This window comes from Achromobacter sp., from assembly GCF_032102605.1.
Taxonomy (GTDB): domain Bacteria; phylum Pseudomonadota; class Gammaproteobacteria; order Burkholderiales; family Burkholderiaceae_B; genus Achromobacter.
This window is the reverse complement of the sequence record NZ_DAMDGT010000016.1, coordinates 99,642-115,870: the sequence shown is the minus strand read 5'-3', so window position 1 is coordinate 115,870 and position 16,229 is coordinate 99,642. Positions and strand designations below refer to the sequence as shown.

Annotated in this window: 12 protein-coding genes, 1 rRNA gene and 1 other RNA gene; 12 read left to right on the top strand and 2 right to left on the bottom strand. The window is 64.3% G+C overall.

What is annotated here, in order from left to right:
- Positions 1-217: 217 nt before the first annotated feature.
- Both rrf and RT614_RS25315 read left to right on the top strand, forming a co-directional pair.
- Positions 218-330, top strand: a 5S ribosomal RNA gene (rrf, locus tag RT614_RS25320).
- Between the two features lie 162 nt (positions 331-492).
- On the top strand, positions 493-858 hold the full coding sequence (locus RT614_RS25315; protein ID WP_313624959.1) for a hypothetical protein: 366 nt from the start codon (positions 493-495) through the stop codon (positions 856-858).
- A gap of 713 nt (positions 859-1,571) precedes the next feature.
- Here the strand turns inward: RT614_RS25315 and RT614_RS25310 are convergent.
- Positions 1,572-1,850 carry an SWIB/MDM2 domain-containing protein gene (locus RT614_RS25310; RefSeq protein ID WP_006217453.1) on the bottom strand — a complete coding sequence of 93 codons (279 nt, stop codon included), beginning with the start codon at positions 1,848-1,850 and terminating at the stop codon, positions 1,572-1,574.
- A gap of 147 nt (positions 1,851-1,997) precedes the next feature.
- Here RT614_RS25310 and RT614_RS25305 point away from each other — a divergent pair, with 147 nt between their 5' ends.
- Together RT614_RS25305 and pyrC are read left to right on the top strand one after the other, a co-directional pair.
- Positions 1,998-3,191, top strand: coding sequence for a M20 aminoacylase family protein (locus RT614_RS25305; protein ID WP_313624958.1), 1,194 nt, complete (start codon positions 1,998-2,000; stop codon positions 3,189-3,191).
- A gap of 10 nt (positions 3,192-3,201) precedes the next feature.
- Positions 3,202-4,266, top strand: a complete 1,065-nt coding sequence (pyrC, locus tag RT614_RS25300) for a dihydroorotase (RefSeq protein WP_313624957.1) — start codon at positions 3,202-3,204, stop codon at positions 4,264-4,266.
- Positions 4,267-4,375: 109 nt separating this feature from the next.
- Here the strand turns inward: pyrC and RT614_RS25295 are convergent, their stop codons facing one another.
- Positions 4,376-6,202 (bottom strand): ATP-binding cassette domain-containing protein, encoded by a 1,827-nt coding sequence (locus RT614_RS25295; RefSeq protein ID WP_313624956.1) that lies wholly within the window; start codon positions 6,200-6,202, stop codon positions 4,376-4,378.
- Positions 6,203-6,334: 132 nt separating this feature from the next.
- Between RT614_RS25295 and rnpB the strand changes: the two genes are divergently transcribed.
- The 8 genes from rnpB to murD all read left to right on the top strand — a co-directional run bounded on the left by rnpB (position 6,335) and on the right by murD (position 16,190).
- An RNA gene (rnpB, locus tag RT614_RS25290) (RNase P RNA component class A) lies at positions 6,335-6,740 on the top strand.
- A 356-nt stretch (positions 6,741-7,096) separates the two neighbouring features.
- Entirely contained in the window at positions 7,097-7,525 is a 429-nt protein-coding gene (gene mraZ, locus RT614_RS25285; RefSeq protein WP_063954559.1) for a division/cell wall cluster transcriptional repressor MraZ, read from the top strand.
- Positions 7,526-7,532: 7 nt separating this feature from the next.
- Entirely contained in the window at positions 7,533-8,630 is a 1,098-nt protein-coding gene (rsmH, locus tag RT614_RS25280; RefSeq protein ID WP_313624954.1) for a 16S rRNA (cytosine(1402)-N(4))-methyltransferase RsmH, read from the top strand.
- Complete coding sequence (ftsL, locus tag RT614_RS25275; RefSeq protein ID WP_313624952.1) at positions 8,630-8,920, top strand: cell division protein FtsL; 291 nt, start codon at positions 8,630-8,632, stop codon at positions 8,918-8,920. The genes rsmH and ftsL overlap by 1 nt, the downstream gene beginning before the upstream one ends.
- Positions 8,917-10,647 carry a penicillin-binding protein 2 gene (locus RT614_RS25270; RefSeq protein ID WP_313624950.1) on the top strand — a complete coding sequence of 577 codons (1,731 nt, stop codon included), beginning with the start codon at positions 8,917-8,919 and terminating at the stop codon, positions 10,645-10,647. Before ftsL ends, RT614_RS25270 begins: the two co-directional genes overlap by 4 nt.
- Positions 10,644-13,502 (top strand): bifunctional UDP-N-acetylmuramoyl-L-alanyl-D-glutamate--2,6-diaminopimelate ligase MurE/UDP-N-acetylmuramoyl-tripeptide--D-alanyl-D-alanine ligase MurF, encoded by a 2,859-nt coding sequence (gene murF, locus RT614_RS25265; protein ID WP_313624948.1) that lies wholly within the window; start codon positions 10,644-10,646, stop codon positions 13,500-13,502. Before RT614_RS25270 ends, murF begins: the two co-directional genes overlap by 4 nt.
- A complete protein-coding gene (gene mraY, locus RT614_RS25260) occupies positions 13,492-14,661 on the top strand; it encodes a phospho-N-acetylmuramoyl-pentapeptide-transferase (protein ID WP_313624947.1) in 1,170 nt (389 codons plus the stop codon). Before murF ends, mraY begins: the two co-directional genes overlap by 11 nt.
- Positions 14,658-16,190, top strand: coding sequence for a UDP-N-acetylmuramoyl-L-alanine--D-glutamate ligase (murD, locus tag RT614_RS25255; RefSeq protein ID WP_313624945.1), 1,533 nt, complete (start codon positions 14,658-14,660; stop codon positions 16,188-16,190). The genes mraY and murD overlap by 4 nt, the downstream gene beginning before the upstream one ends.
- Positions 16,191-16,229: the final 39 nt, after the last annotated feature.

The window sequence follows — 16,229 nt, the reverse complement described above, 5'->3', positions numbered from 1 at the left end:
TGGACGGACGTCTGTGAAAGTAGGTCATCGTCAGGCTTTTATTCCGCAAACCCCCGCAGTTAATCCCTGCGGGGTTTTGTCTTTAGTGAGAACCTCGTAGGCCGAGCGCAATTCACGCGGCCATGATCGCCTCTACGGCTGGTCGGGCGCCTGGTTCACACTGCAGTACCCAAGATTCGAATGGTCGACGCCATCGTCGACTGCTCAAGCAGCTACGCTTGACGACCACAGCAAGGTGGTACCACTCCTTCCCATCCCGAACAGGACAGTGAAACGCCTTTGCGCCGATGATAGTGGACGGACGTCTGTGAAAGTAGGTCATCGTCAGGCTCTTATCTCAAAGCCCCACCGGTACCCCGGTGGGGCTTTGTCGTTGGAGGCCGCGCAGGCCTGCAAGCCGCGCCAATGCTGAATGTGCCCAAATAACAACGCCCGTGGACCACGTGGCTTTGTGCGGTAAGATTGACCGAGTCAATTCGTTGGAGCGTTATCGTGAGTGATCCCCAGACCCCCGTGCCCGGTACGACGTTGGACCTGCGCACGTTGACCCACGTGGCCTATGGTTTGTATGCCTTGGGCTTTTTGACGAGTGGATTCCTGGGCATCGCCACGCTTGCCGCCGTTGTGCTGATGTACCTCAAGCGTTCGGACGCCGCCGGCACCGTGTACGCCGCTCATTTTGATTGGCTGCTGCGCACGTTCTGGTGGGCGCTGCTGTGGCTTGCCATCAGCGGGATCGCGACGCTTATCTTCATCGGATGGATTGGCGTGGCCGCAACGGTCATCTGGGTACTGTACCGCTTGATTCGCGGATGGCTTTCCTTGCTCGAAGGCAGCGCGCCCACTTCGTACGCTTGATCCATAGCGTGTTCAAGCAGAAAGGCCGGCCTCAATGCCGGCCTTTTTACATGGGGCGCCGTTGACTGAAGTGGGCTTGGCGCGGTCTGGATCGCCGTTGCTATACGTCTTCGCGGTCTCTGCTGGGTAAGGCGCCCCGGGGCTGGCTTGCCAGCGGTCCTGGAGCGGCATGCACAACGCTTCAGCTTAACGGGAGATGGTGGGACGGCGCCTGGACGGGCGCAACCAACATTGGACGCGATTAGGGACGTGTGGCCATGCGCCCGGCAGGACGCGCGATGCTGATCCCTTAGGCTCGTGCGCACAGCAGGATGCGCGATGCTGATCTCATGTGCTCAGGCGCACGGCAGGTCGCGCGATGCTGATCTCAAATGATCGTGCGCACGGCAGGACGCGATGTCGGTCTCAAGTGCTCATGCGCACTGCAGGACGAGATCCAGGTCACATGGCCCATATGCGGTTAGACGCGATCGCTGGTCTTGCGTGCTCATGCACAGCCTGATCACGACGTTGCGTGCGGTATGGTGAATACGTGGGTAGAGACGCGCCAGGCCTGATGATCAGGTGATGCGGAGGGCGGAGGGGATGTCCACGAACGTGGAGAGATGCGGCTTGCGGGGATATGGCGTGTGGTGGCCGAGCTCGCCCGGCCTAAAGCCAGGGCGTCGCGACAATCCAAAGGCAGGGACGTACGCCGTACGCCCTTTGCCTGCTTACTTCAGATGTGCGTTGACCAGTTTGGTCAGTTCGAACATCGTGACCTGATCCTTGCCAAAGATCGGGCGCAGCTTGGCATCGGCGTTGATGTTGCGCTTGTTGCTGGCATCTTGCAGGTTGTGCTTCTTGATGTATTCCCAGATCTTCTTGGTGACCTCGGTACGCGGCACGGCTTCCGAGCCGATGACGGCGGCCAGTTCGGCGCTGGGGGTCAGGGGCTTCATGAATGCAGCGTTCGGCTTGCGCGCGGTCGCGGGTTTGGAGGTTGTGGCCATAATGCGGCGCTCCTTCTCTGGCTGTTGGAAAAATTGTCCTGCGGCCGGAGCATAACGTGTCTCTACAGTAAAGACAAAGGCATTTATCCTCTGTAGCAACTAAAATGCACGGACCGTCCCCTCTATCACGTCATTCTGTAACGTCCTATGTACGCACGATCTCCGTTGGAATCGATTCGGCTTTTTCATGACGAATTGACGGCGCTGCGGCGCGATTTGCACGCTCACCCTGAACTCGGTTTCGAAGAGGTCCGCACGTCGGGCATCGTCGCGGGCGCCTTGGAAGCGTTGGGAATTGAGGTCCACCGCGGGGTCGGCAAGACGGGCGTGGTGGGCGTGATCCGCGGCAAGCGGTGCGACAGCGGCCGAATGATCGGGTTGCGCGCCGACATGGACGCGCTGCCCATGACGGAAGACAACACGTTCGGGCACAAGTCGACCAAGCCGGGATTGATGCATGGATGCGGGCATGACGGCCACACGGCCGTGCTGATCGGCGCGGCAAAATACCTGGCGCAGACGCGCAATTTCGACGGCACCGCAGTGCTGATTTTCCAGCCTGCCGAAGAGGGCCGAGGCGGTGCGCGCGCGATGCTCGAGGACGGTCTGTTTGATACCTATCCTTGCGATGCCATCTACGCGCTTCACAATTGGCCTGGGCTGAAACCCGGTACGATCGGCATCAACCCCGGGCCGATGATGGCTGCCGCGGATCGCTTCGAGATCCAGATCACCGGTCGTGGAGGGCATGGCGCGCATCCCTATCAGACCATCGATCCCGTGACGATCGCCGGCCATATCATTACCGCATTGCAGACCATCGTCTCGCGCAATGTGAATCCGCTGGATTCCGCGGTGTTGTCGATCGGTTCGGTCCAGGCCGGACACCCGGGCGCAATGAGCGTGATCCCGCGCGAAGCGCGTATGGTCGGGACGGTGCGCACGTTCCGCAAGTCCGTGCAGGAAATGGTCGAGACCCGCATGCGGGAACTGGTGAGCGCGATTGCGGGCGCGTTCGGCGGCACCGCCGAAGTCATTTACGAGCGCATCTATCCGGCTACCTTAAACACGCCGCATCACGCCAATCTGGTGGCCGACATCGCAACGGAAATGATCGGCAAGGAGAACGTGGTGCGCGACCTGGTGCCATCGATGGGCTCCGAGGATTTTTCTTTCATGCTGCAGGCGAAGCCCGGCGCGTATTTCCGCCTGGGTCAGGGCGGGGCGGATTCCGGCTGCCTGCTGCACAACCCGCGTTTTGATTTCAACGATGCGGTCATCCCCCTGGGTAGCGCCATGTTCTGCGCGCTGGCTGAGCGGGGCATGCCGCTGGCAGATTAAGAGCCTTCCCATGTCTACTCAAAGCACCACTCAACTCACCATTACCCGTCCTGACGACTGGCACCTGCACCTGCGCGATGGCGCAGCATTGGAGGCAGTGGTCGCAGACACCGCGCGTCAGTTCGCCCGCGCGATCATCATGCCCAACCTGAAGCCGCCGGTCACGACCACGGAACAGGCGCTGGCCTATCGCGGTCGCATTCTCGAAGCGTTGGGCAAGGCCGGCGTCAACCCGGCTACGTTCACGCCTTTGATGACGCTTTACCTGACCGACAACACGTCCGCCGAGGAAATCGTGCGCGCGCATGAATCGGGCCAGGTCTATGCGGTGAAGCTGTACCCGGCCGGCGCCACGACCAATTCGGACGCGGGCGTCACCGATCTGCTTGGCAAATGCACGAAGGCGCTGGAAGCCTTGCAGAAATGCGGGATGCCTCTGCTTGTGCACGGCGAAGTGACCGACCCGTCGATCGACGTGTTCGACCGCGAAGCCATCTTCGTGGAGCGCGTCATGAAACCCTTGCGCAAGGCATTCCCGGCGCTGAAGGTCGTGTTCGAGCACATCACGACGAAAGAGGGCGCCGAATATGTGCGCGATGCAGAAGGGCCGATCGCCGCGACCATCACGCCGCAGCACATGCTGTACAACCGCAACGCGATCTTCCAGGGCGGCGTGCGGCCTCATTGGTACTGCCTGCCTATCCTGAAACGCGAAACGCACCGCCTGGCGCTGGTCGAAGCTGCAACCAGTGGCAGTCCGCGCTTTTTCCTGGGTACCGATAGCGCGCCGCACGCGCGCGGACTGAAAGAACATGCCTGCGGCTGTGCGGGCTGCTATACCGCCCTGCACGCCATGGAGCTGTACGCCACGGCCTTTGAGGCGGCGGGCAAGCTGGACAAGCTGGAGGGCTTCGCCAGCTTTTACGGTCCGCACTTCTACGGTCTGCCCCGCAACACGGGCACGTTGACCTTGTCGCGCGAGACTTATCAAGTTCCCGAAGAGGTGGCGTTCGGCAACACGACGCTGGTGCCGCTGGCCGCCGGCGAATCGCTGGGCTGGCGCGCCCACGCGTAGGGCAAAAGACCGGCGGCTCCTGCCGCCGACCAAAAAAAAGGGTGATCGGCCAGGCCGGTCACCCTTTTTTGTCTGGTGTGCGCCTCTATGTATATATAGAGGGGCCTTGTCAGAGTGTGCCGTCGCGCCGGGCTTCCAGCAGCTCCCAGCGCGCGAACTTCTCTTCGAGTTCCGTTTCGAGCTTGGCCAATTCACCGTTGATGCGTTCGACTTCGTCCGGCGCGTCACGGTAGAGGCTGCCGTCGGCGAGCTTGCCTGCCAGGTCTGCCTGCTGCGCTTCGAGCGCGGCAATGGCGTCTGGCAGGCCTTCGAGCTCGCGCAGGTCCCAGGCGTTGATCTTGCCGGCCTTGGCCGGTTTGGGCCGAGCAGCCTTCGCGCGCGCCGCGCTGTCGTCCGCGGGTTTTGCCGCCTTGTCGGCGTCGGGCTGCTGCGCGGCGGGAACGGGGCGCTGGGCGACCCATTCGTCGTAGCCGCCCACGTAGTCGTGCCAATGGCCGTTGCCTTCGTATGCAATGGTCTGGGTCACGACGTTATTCAGGAACGCGCGATCGTGGCTGACCAGCAGCACGGTGCCGGCGTATTCCTGCAGCAGCTCTTCCAGCAGTTCCAGCGTTTCGATGTCCAGGTCGTTGGTGGGTTCATCAAGGACCAGCACGTTTGCGGGCCGGGCGAATAGCCGCGCAAGAAGAAGGCGGGCGCGTTCGCCGCCCGACAGGCTGCGCACAGGAGACCCCGCGCGCGCGGGTGAGAACAGGAAATCGCCGAGATATGTCATCACGTGCTTGCGCACGCCGCCGATTTCAACCCATTCGCTGCCCGGACTGATGATGTCGACGAGCGAGGCATTTTCGTCAAGCTGCGCGCGCATCTGGTCGAAGTATGCGACTGCCACATTGGTGCCCAGGCGAGTCGCTCCGGTGTCCGGCTGCATCTCACCCAGGATGAGCTTGAGCAACGTGGTCTTGCCGGCGCCGTTGGGGCCGATGATGCCGATGCGGTCGCCGCGCAGGATGGTGGTGGAGTAATCATCCACGACGATCTTGTCGCCGAAGCGCTTGCTGACGTGGTCAAGTTCAGCAACCAGCTTGCCCGATCGCTGTCCTTCGGCCAGCGCCAGCGACACGTTCCCGACGCGTTCGCGGCGCTCGGCGCACTGGACGCGCAAGCTTTCCAGGCGCCGCACTCGGCCTTCGTTCCGCGTGCGGCGGGCTTCGACACCCTTGCGGATCCAGACTTCCTCTTGCGCCAGCAGCTTGTCGAAGCGCGCTTGTTCCAGCCGCTCGGACTCGAGCCATTGCGCCTTGCGCTCCTGCCATTGCGAGAAATTGCCGGGAAAGCTCAGGAGCCGGCCGCGGTCGAGTTCGACGATGCGGGTGGTCACGGCGTCCAGGAAGCGGCGGTCGTGGGTAATGATGACCGCGGCGCCCTTCCAGGCGCGCAGCATGTCTTCCAGCCAGGCGATGCCTTCGAAGTCCAGATGGTTGGTGGGTTCGTCCAGCAACAGGAGATCAGGTTCGTCGATCAGGGCGCGTGCGAGGGCGACGCGCTTGCGCGTCCCGCCCGACAGGCCGGCGATCTGGACGTCCGCGGGCAGGCCGAGCTTTTCCAGCACGGCGCGCGCGCGGGATGGCCGCTGCCAGTCTTCATGGTCGCCTTCCGCACCGCACACTACGTCGAACACCGTGGCGTTGTCATCGAGCTCGGGTTCCTGTTCGACCGTGGCAACCCGCAGGCCTGAACTGCGCGCGATCGCGCCGTCGTCGGGTTGGGTCCGGCCGTCGAGCAGCCTGAGGAGCGACGATTTGCCCGCGCCATTGCGACCGATGAGGCCGATGCGCTCGCCGGACTGGATGGCAAAGTCGGCATGGTCGAGCAGCGGGTGATGACCGTACGCAAGCTGGATGTCGGTCAGGGTGATAAGAGTTTCGAGGGCCATGTAGTAAGCGTGTCTGCGGCGTCTAAGCGGAACAACGCGTATTGTCGCAGGAACCCGGCAGGCCGTATCGACGGTCCCTCGCGCTCGCGTGACCGGGGACGGAGTCGGCGCCTGTAATAGAATACGGACTGCAAGACGGATCGGACGATCGCGGTGGGTGCAAGCCCATCGAGGAAGGTCCGGACTCCACAGGGCAGGGTAACGGCTAACGGCCGTCCGGCCGCGCCTTCGGGCGGGGCTGAGGAATAGGACCACAGAGACGAGACTGCGGCGCGGGCGCGCTTGGCGCGCACTGATACGGCCATCTCCGTATTGCGGCCCCCGGCAACGGGCGTCGGCATCGCAGGGTGAAACGCGGCAACCTCTATCCGGAGCAACATCAAATAGGCATGCGTGCGGCCTCACGGCCGTGACGGGCGGCTCCGTCCGAGTATGCGGGTAGATGGCTACAGCGGCTCAGCAATGATCCGCGCAGAGGAATGATCGTCCGCCAGGGCAACCTGGTGTACAGAATCCGGCCTATAGATCCGTCTTGCATTGAATTCCCGCAGCGCGCGCGTGGCTGGCCGAGGCCGCGCGGGCGCTCGGCGCCCACCGCGCCAATTTATTTGCACTTCCAGGGTCGCCTGTCCGGCGGGAAGCCTCGCCATCCGTAGGAATCGACCGAGCGCAAAACAATGCGTAGCCATTGTTAGCCGCTACTTCTGAAGTAGGACTTTTAGAGTATGTCGCAACCTCCTGATTTCATGGGAGGTTTTTCTTTTTGCGAATTTACAACTTGATCTAAGTCCTTGTTGTGATTGAAAAAATTGCAACCCCGCGCTTGACCGCCCCTTTCCCATACCGTAGAGTGGGAAATAGTAGGAAATTGTGCAATTAAGTGGGGTAAAAGTGGTGTTTCAGGGAAGCAGCGCGCTCACGCTGGATGCCAAGGGTCGGATCTCGATTCCGACTCGGCATCGTGACGCGCTCGTGTCGCAGGCCGAAGGCCGCCTGACCCTGACCCGCCACCCCGACGGCTGCCTGCTGGTATATCCGCGGCCAGAGTGGGAAAAGAAGCGCGAGCAGATCGCGGCATTTCCCATGACGGCACGCGCGCTGCAGCGGCTGTTGCTGGGCAACGCTCAGGACGTGGAACTGGACGGCTCCGGCCGGGTCCTGATCGCTCCTGAACTGCGCAACGCTTCCGGTATGACGCGCGATGTGATGCTGCTCGGTCTGGGCTCTCACTTCGAGCTGTGGGACGCCGCTACCCTGGCCAGCCGCGAGGCTGAGGATTTGGCCAAGGGTATGCCGGATGTGTTGAACCAGTTTTCGTTCTGAAAGAGTTATGGAATTCGAACATCGGCCCGTTCTGCTGGCGCCGACGGTGGACGCGCTATTGCTGCCCGGCTTCGGCGGCAAGGGCGCGGCACGGTCGCAGCCGCAGGGCGAGTTGGACATGCCCACGCGGATCGAAAGCGGCGTTTTTGTGGACGGCACTTTCGGGCGCGGCGGCCACAGCCGCGAATTGCTTGGCCGATTGGGCAAGCAGGCACGGCTGGTCGTGTTCGATAAGGACCCCCAGGCAATCGCCGTCGCCAACGCGCTGGCGGCGCAGGACCCTCGGGTCACGGTCGTTCATGGGGGCTTTGCCACCATGGCGGAAGAATTGGAGCAACTCGGCATCGGCAAGGTCGATGGCGTGATGCTGGATCTGGGCGTTTCGTCGCCTCAGATCGACGATGCCGAGCGCGGCTTCTCGTTCATGCGAGATGGCCCGCTCGATATGCGGATGGACACCACTCGTGGTCCCACGGTGGCGGATTGGCTGGCGCAAGCCAGTGTGGATGAGATGCGGGAGGTCATAGCGGATTATGGCGAAGAACGGTTTGCTTTTCAGGTTGCAAAGGCGATTGCTGCTCGCCGCGCAACAAGGCCGCTGCGCACCACGCTCGAGCTTGCCGAGTGCGTCGCCAGCGCCGTCCGCACGCGCGAAAAGGGGCAACATCCGGCCACACGCACCTTTCAAGCTTTACGGATTTACATCAATCGGGAACTCGAAGAGCTCGCGCGCACCCTCGCGGCAGCTCTAGACCTGCTTGCCCCGGGGGGGAGGTTGGCGGTGATCAGCTTTCATTCGCTTGAAGACCGCATGGTCAAGCAATGCATCGCGGCGGCGGCTCGGCCGGCTGCCGCGCATGCACGCCTGCCTCTGCGCGAAAGCGAAATGCCTCAGCCGGTTCTGCGTTCACTTGGCAAGGTCGTGGCCGAAGACGAAGAAGTCTCGGCCAACGCCCGTGCCCGCTCTGCCATCCTGCGTGTCGCCGAGCGCACCGAAACGCCGTTGTCTGCGGAGGGCGGCTTCGCCTTCGTGAAGATCGGTTCGCTGCCGGGCAGCGACCTGGCCCCGCCGCCTCGGCGCGGCGGCAAGGGAGGGCGCCGCTAATGGGTCGCGTCAACCTGATCGTTGCGGCTTTGCTGATGCTGTCGGCCATCTCTTTGGTCACCAGCCGGTATCAGTCGCGCCAGCTCTTCGTGGAGCTGGGCCGCGATCAGGCGCACGCGCGCGACCTGGAAACCAATTGGCGGCGCCTGCAGCTCGAGCGTGCCGAGTTCGCCCGTAATGCTCGGGTGGACGCCATCGCGCGCGATGGCTTGAAGATGATTCCCATCGTGCCCGACCGTACGCTGTATATCAATCAGGCGTCCGTGCCCGCCGCCGGGGGGGCGCAATGAAGCGCGTTCCATTCTTCGACAATCCCGTGCTGCGGGGGCAGTTGCCCACGTGGCGTGCGCGCTTGGTGCTGATCCTGCTGTTCGGCGGATTCACCGTGCTGGCCGGGCGTGCGCTGTTCCTGCAAGGCTTGTCGACGGAATTCCTGCAACAGCAGGGCGAACGCCGCTACGAGCGCACGCTGACGCTGGCCGCTACACGCGGGAAGATCATGGACCGCAACGGCGCGGTGCTCGCGTCGAGCGTGCCGGCCCGCGCGATCTGGGCCATTCCCGAAGACGTGAAGCAGGCATCGCCGGCGCAGATCGATTCATTGGCGAAGTTGCTGGACACGCCGGCGGCCGACCTGCGCCGCCGCCTGGTGGACGAGGACAAGAACTTCGTTTATCTGAAGCGCCAGGTCTCGATGGACGTGGCTGACAAGATCAAGCAGCTGAACCTGCCGGGGGTGCACCAGCAGCCCGAGACGCGTCGCTACTATCCGGACGGCGATGTGATGGCTCACGTGGTGGGTTTCAACAGCGTCGAGGATCAGGGCCAGGAAGGCGTCGAACTGACCTTCAATCAGCAGCTTTCCGGCCGCCCGGGAAGCCGGCGCGTCATCAAGGACCGTCTGGGCCGCGTGATCGAAGACGTGCAGGCCGTCACGCTGCCGGTTGATGGCCGCGACCTGCGCCTGTCCATCGACACCCGCCTTCAGTACCTGGTGTTCAAGGAACTGAAGGACGCCATGGACAAGCACCAGGCCAAGGGCGCCACCGCCGTGGTCGTGGACGTGCATACCGGCGAAATCCTGGCGTTGGCCAATGTGCCGACCTTCGATCCCAATCGGCGCGAGACCTTCCATGGCTCGAAGCTGCGCAACCAGGCCATCACTGATACGTTCGAGCCCGGCTCCATCATGAAGCCGTTCACGGCCGCGCTGGCGTTGGACCTGGGGCGTATCACCACGTCGACGCTGTTCGAAACGGGCAATGGCCGCTTTACCTATCAGGGCAGCACCATCAGCGACGTGAGCCGCAACGGCACGCTGGATGTTGCTGGCGTGCTGCGCAAGTCCAGCAACATCGGCATGACGATGATCTCCGAGAAGCTTGAATCCCGCGAAATGTGGGATCGTTTCACGGAATTGGGGCTGGGGCAGGCCCCGCAAGTGGGATTCCCCGGCGCCGCGCCGGGCCGGCTGCGTCCGTGGGACCGCTGGCGCCTGATCGAAAAGGCCACGATGGCCTATGGCTACGGCCTTTCCGTGTCGCTGCTGCAGGTGGCGCGCGCCTATACCGTTTTCGCCCGCAACGGCGACATGGTGTCGCTGACGCTGGTCAAGCGCGACAGCGACCCGACCAGCGTCAAGATCTATACGCCCAAGACGACCGGAATGGTGCGCGCCATGCTGGAAGCCGCCACCGGCCCGGACGGCACGAAGGCCGCGCAGGTGCAGGGCTACCGCGTTGCCGGCAAGAGCGGCACCGCGCGCAAGATCGTGGACGGCAAGTACAGCACGCAGCGTTACCGCAGTTCGTACGTGGGCTTTGCGCCGGTTTCGGATCCCAAGATCGTGGTGGCGGTGTCTATCGACGAACCGACGATTGGCGGTTATTACGGCGGCGCGATTGCCGCGCCCGTGTTCTCCCATATTGTGGGGGGGAGCCTGCGGCTGATGGGGGTGCGACCCGACGCCCCATTTGAATCCACGATTGTTGCTGGTATCAAGGAGCCAGGCAGATGAGCGCCAACGGCTTCCTCTCTTCCCCTGTCGCCACGGTTGCTGAAATCGTGGCGTGGTTGCATGCGCGCGTCTCGTTGACCGCGCATCTCAAGCTGGACTCGCGCGACATCGAGCCGGGTGACGTGTTCGTCGCGTGCCCGGGCCTGTCGAGCGACGGCCGTCTCTATATAGATAAGGCGTTGGCGCTGGGCGCCAGCGCCGTGCTGTTCGAAGCGCCCGCCACCGATGCGATGCGTGCGGCTGCCGCGGACACGCCTCTGCTGGCCGTGACCGGCCTGCGTTCGCTGCTGGGTGAACTTGGCGACACCTGGTACGGCCGTCCGTCCGCCGCGCTGGCGGTGGTGGCTGTCACCGGCACCAATGGCAAGACCTCGTCGGTTCAATGGATTGCGCATGCGCTGAGCCGCAACGACAAGGCCTGCGGCACCATCGGCACGTTGGGCGCGGTGCTGCCCGACGGACGCCCCCTGGGCGGCGACCTGACCACGCCCGACGTTCTGACCGTGCATCGCACGCTGGCCGCGATGCGCGATGCCGGCGCGAAGGCGGTAGCCATGGAGGCATCCTCCATCGGCATCGAGCAAGGCCGCATGGACGGTGTGCGGGTTGCGCTGGCGGCCTTTACCAACCTTACGCGCGACCATCTCGACTATCACGGCACGATGGAGCGCTATGAAGAAGCCAAGGCGCGCCTGTTCCGCTGGCCGGGCCTGACCTCCGCCGTGATCAACGCCGACGATGAGGCTGGACGACGCCTTATCGCCAGCCTGCCCGACAGCGTATCGTCGATGGGCTACAGCCTGGTCGAAGACCCCGAAATTCCCGCCGCGATGCGCGCGCGCGATTTGCAGGCGACTTCCCAAGGCCAGATCTTCACGTTGGTCTCGCCGCATGGCGAAGCGCAGATCGTGACGCGCCTCCTGGGCGCGCACAACGTGTCCAACCTGCTTCTCGTGGCGGGCGTGCTGTACAAGCTCGGCTTGCCCTTTGCGCAGATCGCTCGCGAACTGGCCGCGACCGATCCCGTCGATGGTCGGCTGCAAACCGTGGTGCCGCTGGCTGTGGACGCGCCGGCCAGCACCGGCCGCGGGCCGCTCGTCGTTGTCGATTACGCGCACACCCCCGACGCGCTGTCCCGCGCGCTGGCGGCTCTGCGTGCCGTCGCCGTGGCGCGATCCGGCCGACTGATCTGCGTTTTTGGCTGCGGCGGCGAGCGCGATCCCGGCAAGCGCCCGGTGATGGGCGCCATCGCCGCCGAACTGGCCGACCACGTGGTGGTGTCCAGCGACAATCCGCGCACCGAATCACCCGAGGCCATCGTTGAACAGATTCTTGTCGGCATTCCCGAAGGGGTGCAGGCCGAGGTCCAGGTCGACCGCGCTCGCGCGATCATGCAGACCGTCTGGGCAGCTTTGCCGGAAGACGTGGTGCTGCTTGCGGGCAAGGGGCACGAGACGTATCAGGACATCGGGGGCGAAAAGCTGCCCTTCGACGATCGCGAATGGGCGCGTCTGGCGCTGCTGCTGCCGCAGGTGAATGGCGTGTCGACCGATACGCGTCGCATTGGCGAAGGTGAACTGTTTGTCGCGCTGGTCGGCGAAAACTTCGACGCGCACGATTACCTGGACCAAGCCGAATCGCGTGGCGCGTGCGCTGCCGTCGTGGCGCATCGCGTGGCGGATGCCGAACTGCCGCAACTGATCCTGGGCGACACCCGCGTGGCGTTGACCCGCATTGGTGCAGCCTGGCGCGCGCGGTTCACGCTGCCCGTCGTGGCGGTGACCGGCAGCAACGGCAAGACGACCACCAAGGAAATGGTTTCCGCCATGCTCGCCGAATGGCGCGGCGTAGCGGGCCGCCTGGCCACGGCCGGCAATCTGAATAACGATATCGGCGTGCCGCTGACGCTGTTGCGGTTGCGCGCGGAGCATCGGGCGGCCGTGTTCGAGCTGGGCATGAATCACCCCGGCGAGATCGCGCAGCTGGCGGCCATCGCGGCGCCGACCGTGACGCTGGTCACCAACGCCCAGCGCGAGCACCAGGAATTCATGCACACCGTCGAGGCGGTTGCGTACGAAAACGGCGCCGCCATTACGGCCTTGCCGCCGGACGGCGTGGCCGTCTATCCGGGCGACGAACCCTATTCGGCGATCTGGGATGCGCTGGCCGCGCCGCGCCGCGTGTTGCGCTTTGGCCTGCAACCCGGCCTGGACGTCTACGCAGAACAAATCATCGCGGATGTGGATGCGACGCGCTGCCGCGTGGTGACGCCGGTCGGCACCGCTGACCTGACCCTGCCCGTGTCGGGCTTGCATAACCTGCGCAATGCGCTGGCGGCGATCGCCAGTGCGATCGCCGCGGGGGCGCCGCTCGACGTCGCGGTGCGAGCGCTGGCGGGCTTCAGCCCGGTAGCGGGGCGCATGCAGCAGAAGCGAATGAGTGACGGAACGCTGCTCATCGACGACACCTACAATGCCAACCCCGATTCGGTTCGCGCGGCCATCGACGTGCTGGCGCGAATTGCCGGCAAGCGCGCCCTGGTGCTGGGCGACATGGGCGAAGTCGGGGACAACGGCCCCGCCATGCATGCCGAGGTGGGCACTTACGCGCGCGAGCAGGGGCTCGACGCATTCATCACGCTAGGCGAAGCCAGCCGGGCGGCAGCCGCCGCATTCGGGCCTGGCGCGCACGCCTGCGCATCGGTAGACGAAGTCGTTGCCGCCTTGCGCGGCTTGCGCCCGTCCTGCGTATTGGTAAAAGGATCGCGCTTTATGCGCATGGAGCGGGTAGTGACGGCTTTTTCCACGAACGAAAACACGGCAGCCTCGGGGCAGGGAGAGCAGCATGCTGCTTGAGATCGCCCGGCTGCTTTCCGATGATGTGCGCGCCCTGGGCGTGTTCGAATACATCACGTTGCGCGCCGTACTGGCTTGCGCAACGGCGCTGCTGATCGGGCTGGTGGCGGGACCGCGCGTGATCCGCAAGCTGACCGAAATGAAGATCGGCCAGGCTGTGCGCACCTATGGTCCCGAGTCGCATCTGGTCAAGACCGGCACGCCCACCATGGGCGGCGTGCTGATCCTGATTTCCATCGCGATCAGCACCTTGCTGTGGGCAGATTGGACCAACCGCTTCGTGTGGGTCGTGCTGCTGGTCACCTTCGGCTTTGGCTGGATCGGCTGGCGCGATGACTACCGCAAGGTCGTCTATCGCGATCCCGAGGGCATGCCGGCCCGACAGAAATTTTTCTGGCAAGCCACCATTGGTATGGTGGCCGCGGTGTATCTGGCGTTCGCCGTGTCCGCACCCGCCAATACGGAACTCTGGCCGCTGTTCAAGGCCTGGGTCGGCAGCGGCTTCACGATGTCCCTTCCGACGCGTGCCGACCTGATCGTGCCGTTCTTCAAGACCGTCAGCTATCCGCTGGGCGTGCTCGGCTTCGTCGCGCTGACCTGGGCGGTGATCGTCGGCACCAGCAACGCCGTGAACCTTACCGACGGCCTGGACGGCCTGGCCATCATGCCCACCGTCATGGTCGGCAGCGCGCTCGGCATCTTCGCTTATGTCGTCGGCCGTGTGGACTATTCGAAGTACCTGCTGTTCCCGTATATCCCGGGCGCATCCGAATTGATGGTGCTTTGTGCGGCGATCGGCGGCGCGGGACTGGCATTTTTATGGTTCAACGCGTATCCGGCGCAGGTCTTCATGGGCGACGTCGGCGCGCTTGCGCTGGGCGGCGCGCTGGGCACGATCGCGGTCATCGTGCGCCAGGAAATCGTGCTGTTCATCATGGGCGGCGTGTTCGTGGTCGAGACCCTCTCGGTGATGATCCAGGTGACCTGGTTCAAGTACACGAAGCGACGTTATGGAACAGGTCGACGCATTTTCCGAATGGCGCCGTTGCATCATCACTTTGAAGTGGGCGGCTGGAAGGAAACCCAGGTGGTCGTGCGTTTCTGGATCATCAGCATGATGCTGGTGCTGATTGGCCTCTCAACCCTGAAGTTGCGATGAATATGATGGAAACCTCCCGCGCTGACGCGCCGCTCGTCTTGATCCTCGGATTGGGCGAGACGGGTGTCGCCGCCGCACGCTGGTGCGCCCGTCAGGGCGCCCGCTTGCGCGTGGCCGACACACGCGCTGAGCCGGGCGGGATCGCCGCGTTGCGCGAAGCGCTGGCGCAAAGCGAAGTGGAATATCGCTTGGGCTGCGGTGACGCTTTTGGCGCCGACCTTCTGGACGGCGTCGATCAGGTCGTGCTCAGCCCCGGGCTGGCGCCCACGCAGGCGCCTGCCGCGGACGTGCTGCGCGAGGCCGAGGCCCGCGGCATCGAGGTCGTCGGCGAGATCGAGCTCTTTGCGCGGGCTCTTGCGGATCTGGCGCAGACGCGCGAGTACCGGCCGCGGCTGCTTGCCGTGACTGGCACGAACGGAAAGACCACCGTCACCGCGCTTACCCGCCAGCTGATCGAAGCCAGCGGCTTGACGGTCATCGCAGCGGGCAACATCAGCCCGGCCGCGCTGTCCGCGCTGATGGATGCGTTGGACACCGACGCGCTGCCGCAGGTGTGGGTGCTGGAACTGTCCAGCTTCCAGCTGGAAACCACGCGCAGCCTGATGGCGGACGCGGCCGTCGTGTTGAACGTGACCCAGGATCATCTGGACTGGCACGGCGGCATGCAGGCCTATGCCCAAGCCAAGGCGCGCCTCCTGAAAATGGCGCGCATCGCCATCGTCAACCGCGACGACCCGCTCACCGTGGACATGGTTTCCGCGCTGAACGCCATTAACGTTCGCAGCTTTGGCCGCGACGTGCCGGAACTGGTCGGCGACATGGGCCTGGAACTTGGGCAGGGCGTGGCTTGGCTGACGGCTTGCGAACCCAACGATTTCGATGAGCCCGCGCCGCCTGTGCGGCGCAAGAAGGACGCTCCCGAGCCGGTGCGCGCCAAGGGCCGCATGAGCCGCCTTATGCCCGTGGACGCGCTGCGCATCCGCGGCATTCACAACGCCTTGAACGCGCTGGCCGCCCTGCAACTGGCCCGCTGCCTGGATCTGGGGTGGGGCGCCATGCTGCGCGCGCTGCGCGAATACGCAGGCGAACCGCATCGCGCCGCGTTCGTGCGCACCATTGGCGGCGTCGACTACATCAACGACAGCAAGGGCACCAACGTGGGCGCCACGGTGGCTGCGCTGGAAGGCCTGGGACAGCCGGTCGTGCTGATCGCAGGCGGCCAGGGCAAGGGCCAGGACTTTTCTCCGCTGATTCCCGTGGTGTCGCGCCATGCGCGCGCAGTCATGCTGATCGGCGTGGACGGTCCCGAGATCGGCCGTGTGCTGGCTGCCACCGACGTCAATTGCGTCGAGGTCGATTCCCTGCGCGCCGCCGTGCGCGGCGCGGCGGATCTGGCGCAACCGGGCGATGCCGTACTGCTTTCGCCGGCCTGCGCCAGCCTGGACATGTTCCGCAATTACCCGCATCGCGGGCAGGTGTTCGTGGAAGAGGTCGAAGATCTGGCCCGCGACCGTGGAGAGGTGGCATGAGCCGCAACGCCACTCCTGACGTGAAATCCACCGCGCGTG